The organism is Novosphingobium sp. (assembly GCF_036733805.1).
Taxonomy (GTDB): domain Bacteria; phylum Pseudomonadota; class Alphaproteobacteria; order Sphingomonadales; family Sphingomonadaceae; genus Novosphingobium.
Genome location: NZ_DAIMZT010000115.1, coordinates 1 through 3,685, shown reverse-complemented (window position 1 = coordinate 3,685; position 3,685 = coordinate 1). Strand labels below are relative to the sequence as shown.

The window sequence follows — 3,685 nt, the reverse complement described above, 5'->3', positions numbered from 1 at the left end:
GCGGATGAGGCGAGCGATCCGGACATGTTCAAGGCTGCGGGGATTGCGGCGGAGTGAGGTTTCAAGAAAGCGATTGCAGATGTGGATAATCTGCAATCGTGGTTGATCCGAGGATCCAGTTCTGCCAAGATCTCATTATGTTCTCAGACGACGACCCCTTGGCCGCCCATATTGACCTGCTCGCCACCGCACGCGGAAAGCAATATGGGACGATCCTCGCAGATCCGCCGTGGCAGTTTCAAAACCGGACGGGCAAGGTTGCGCCGGAGCACAAGCGTCTCAATCGCTATGGCACTATGACGCTGGATGAGATTTGCGCCTTGCCAGTAGTGGACGTTGCTGCCGATCCATCGCATCTTTACCTTTGGGTTCCGAACGCGCTGCTGCCGGAAGGGCTCAAGGTTATGGATGCCTGGGGCTTCCGCTACATATCGAACATCGTCTGGCATAAGGTCCGCAAGGACGGCGGATCGGACGGTCGGGGCGTGGGGTTCTATTTTCGCAACGTTACCGAACTTCTGCTTTTCGGCGTGCGAGGAAAGAACGCTCGCACCCTTGCGCCGGGCCGTAGTCAGGTCAACATGCTCCAGACCCGCAAGCGTGAGCATAGCCGCAAGCCCGACGAGCAATATGATGTGATTGAGTCCTGCTCCTGGGGGCCTCGCCTCGAAATGTTCAGTAGGGGCGCGCGCAAGGGATGGGATGTTTGGGGCAATCAGGCCGACGACAGTTACAAGCCCACTTGGGACACTTACAGCTATAACAGTGCGATCGCTGCCGAATAATGTTGGCGCGACTACGGGACGGTGGCTTCGAGCTGCAATTTACTAACCATGCCCAAGCGATTATGCTTCATGACTTTCAGGATCTCATAGGTGAGCTTGAAGGTGCTTTGCTGAATATCTCCTTGCCGATCACCGAAATTATTGGTGGCGGAGGAGGCGAGGCCAAAATGACCCAGCGATTGCGTCGCGGCCTTGCTGCTTTGCACTGGACTAAGCACAATTTCGAGATGAAGAAAACCGTCGATGGTGTGCCTAAGGAATCCATCAGTCACGAAATTGATCATGTCCGTCGTGCCGACAACGGCACGATCGCTTTAGAAATCGAATGGAACAACAAAGATCCATTCTTCGATCGCGATCTTGAAAATTTTAAGCGTCTTCATGCAGAGGGAGCGATTAGCGTCGGCGGCATTGTCACTCGTGGTTCCGAAATGCAGGCGACAATGCGCGAGCGTATCGAGCAGTTCGCCATCGATCGTAACATTTTCGATTTTCAGGGCTTAGAAGAATTTGGTGCCGGTTCACCGACTCGACCGCAGAAGGAACAAATTCAGAAGGATCTTGATCGCCAGGTTCCTTTTGCGAAGGCATGGGCGCGGAAGTTTACGGCCGATAAATTTGGTCAGGCGACTACACATTGGAATAAACTGCAAGATCGAGTTGCGCGAGGCGTAGGAAACCCTTGCCCCTTGATCTTGATTGGTTTGCCATCTTCCATCATCGACATGCAGGCCTGATCCGCAAGAATCCTATTTCCTGTCCCATAATCCCCGCGATCCGCTACACCTTTGAGCGGCTCTTTCACCCTGCAGGAAAATAGGAAAAAAGCGGCGCTTTTCCGCGCTTCTATCGTGTCGCCTTTGTCACCCTGACCCAACACGCCGCCACCTCCACCACCTGTCCCCTAGCTGAACGGCCTGTTTTGTTCCGTTCATGCAACGTCCATGCGGGATAAGGTGTTTAGCTCCACGGCTTCACAAGAGATGGCAAGGAGCAGATGATGAAGATCACCCTCAAAGGCACGCTCGCCGCGCTGTCGCTCGGCGCGATGACGCTGACCGGTACGGTGGCCATGGCCCAGGGCTATGGCCGCGACGACCATCGCGAGTGGCGCGACCGGGACCGCGATCGCGACCGTGACTGGCGCGACCGCGACGATCATGACTGGAAGCGCGAAGGCCGACACGACAATGGCCGTCACAATGGCCAGTGGAAGCGCCCGGGCCGCGTCGTCTACAATTACGACTGGAACCGCCCCGACCCGCGCTATGGGCGCTATTATCGCCCCGACCGCTATTATCGCAGCGGCTATGAGCCGATCCGCGTAGACCGCAGCACGCGCATCTATCGCGGTTATGACGACCGCTATTATTGCCGCCGTTCGGACGGCACGACCGGCCTGATCGTCGGTGCGGCGCTGGGCGGCCTGCTCGGCGGCCAGCTCGATCGCGGCTATTCCAACACTGCCGGCGTGCTGATCGGCGCGGGTGCGGGCGCTCTGCTCGGCCGCGAGATCGACCGCGGCGGCGTGAGTTGCCGTTAACTACGGCACCAGGGCTGGCGTGACCCCGTCCAGGGCCGCGCCAGCCCTTCCATTACCAGCATCGCGCCGATCGACCGGCCGCCGCGGCGCACCACCCGCAGCGTCCGGCCGTAGCGATCCTTCTCCCGCGCCACCGGTTGGAGCGAGAAGGTGCCGGCATTGAGCAGCAATTGCAGACGCTGCGTCGCGCGCAGGCCCATCGCCCGCTCCGCCCCGCATCGGGGCTGATGCGTTTCGGGCGTGTCGATATCGGCAATGCGGATCTTCTCGCCGCGCAGCCAGAAGGTGTCGCCATCGACCACGCAGTCGGTCCGCGCGCCGCCATGGCAGAAGCGGAATTGCACGACCTGCTGGTCGACGGCAGCGCCGGCCTCCCCGACGGGCAGGGCGAGCGCGAGGAGCGGTAGGGCGAGGCGGATCATCCCGCCAGCATAGGAAGCGGGGGCGGGGCCGCGCGGCCAAGCTGGTCCGATCTATCTCCGCAACGGCGCTACCGCTCGCGTTCGGTCGGCCCCAGAGCGTCGTCCTCATCGTCCATCTGCGGTTCGCCGGCAAAGGCGTCCATGTCGATCCGTCCGGAACGGTTCATTTCCTCCATCCGCTCGACCAGGTCGGGCGTGTCGTCGGGGATGATCTGCGCCGGATTGGGCCGCCCGCCGCGCTCGCTATCCTCCGACAGGTCGGTGGAGCGGACGCGCGCGTCTTCCGCGACGTCCTGCGCCTGATTGCCGACATCCCGCTGCTCGGCATTGTCTTCGGTCTGGTCGGGGAAGCGGTCCCTGCCGGCCCGGTCGTTCGCTTGGTCCATGGCATGTCTCCTTGGGCTTTCAACGGGCGAGCCCGTCCGCCCGTTCCTTGGGTCCCCAAAAGGCGCTGGACAGCGGCCCGCCAAGGGGGCAAGAGCCGCCCCGATCCTTCCCGCTTTCCAAGGAATCCCCCATGCCCCGCACACTCATTTCCTCGGGTTCGCCGTTCGAGGCGCAGGTCGGCTACTCGCGCGCCGTCGTCCAGGGCGACTGGTGCTTCGTTGCCGGCACCACCGGCACCGATCCCGAAACCAAGGCGATGCCCGAAAGCGTCGTCGACCAGACGGCCAATGCGCTCAAGGTCATCGGCAAGGCGCTGGAGGAAGCCGGCTTCTCCTTCGCGGACGTGGTGCGCGTCACTTATTATATCACCGACCCGGCTTATTGGGATGAATTGGGCAAGGCGACCGCGCCGGTCTTCGGGGATATCCGCCCCGCCTCCAGCTGTGTCGTCGTCGGCCTGATCAAGCCGGAGATGAAGGTCGAAGTCGAAGTCACTGCGTTCAAGGGCTGACCGACATGATCACCATGTATGGCATCAAAAATTGCGA

Annotated in this window: 6 protein-coding genes; 4 read left to right on the top strand and 2 right to left on the bottom strand. The window is 60.9% G+C overall.

The window, feature by feature from the left end:
• The first annotated feature begins 137 nt into the window (after positions 1-137).
• The 3 genes from V7D69_RS15510 (at position 138) to V7D69_RS15500 (ending at position 2,328) form a co-directional block, all read left to right on the top strand.
• Positions 138-785 carry an MT-A70 family methyltransferase gene (locus V7D69_RS15510; RefSeq protein WP_333606265.1) on the top strand — a complete coding sequence of 216 codons (648 nt, stop codon included), beginning with the start codon at positions 138-140 and terminating at the stop codon, positions 783-785.
• A complete protein-coding gene (locus V7D69_RS15505) occupies positions 785-1,522 on the top strand; it encodes a BglII/BstYI family type II restriction endonuclease (RefSeq protein ID WP_333606264.1) in 738 nt (245 codons plus the stop codon). The genes V7D69_RS15510 and V7D69_RS15505 overlap by 1 nt, the downstream gene beginning before the upstream one ends.
• A 263-nt stretch (positions 1,523-1,785) precedes the next feature.
• Entirely contained in the window at positions 1,786-2,328 is a 543-nt protein-coding gene (locus tag V7D69_RS15500) for a glycine zipper 2TM domain-containing protein (RefSeq protein ID WP_333606266.1), read from the top strand.
• Here the strand turns inward: V7D69_RS15500 and V7D69_RS15495 are convergent.
• Positions 2,325-2,750: a thermonuclease family protein gene (locus V7D69_RS15495; RefSeq protein WP_333606263.1), complete on the bottom strand. Its 426-nt coding sequence runs from the start codon at positions 2,748-2,750 to the stop codon at positions 2,325-2,327. The genes V7D69_RS15500 and V7D69_RS15495 overlap by 4 nt on opposite strands.
• Before the next feature lie 68 nt (positions 2,751-2,818).
• Positions 2,819-3,136, bottom strand: coding sequence for a hypothetical protein (locus tag V7D69_RS15490; RefSeq protein ID WP_333606262.1), 318 nt, complete (start codon positions 3,134-3,136; stop codon positions 2,819-2,821).
• Positions 3,137-3,267: 131 nt separating this feature from the next.
• Here V7D69_RS15490 and V7D69_RS15485 point away from each other — a divergent pair, with 131 nt between their 5' ends.
• Positions 3,268-3,648 (top strand): RidA family protein, encoded by a 381-nt coding sequence (locus V7D69_RS15485; protein WP_333606261.1) that lies wholly within the window; start codon positions 3,268-3,270, stop codon positions 3,646-3,648.
• Positions 3,649-3,685: the final 37 nt, after the last annotated feature.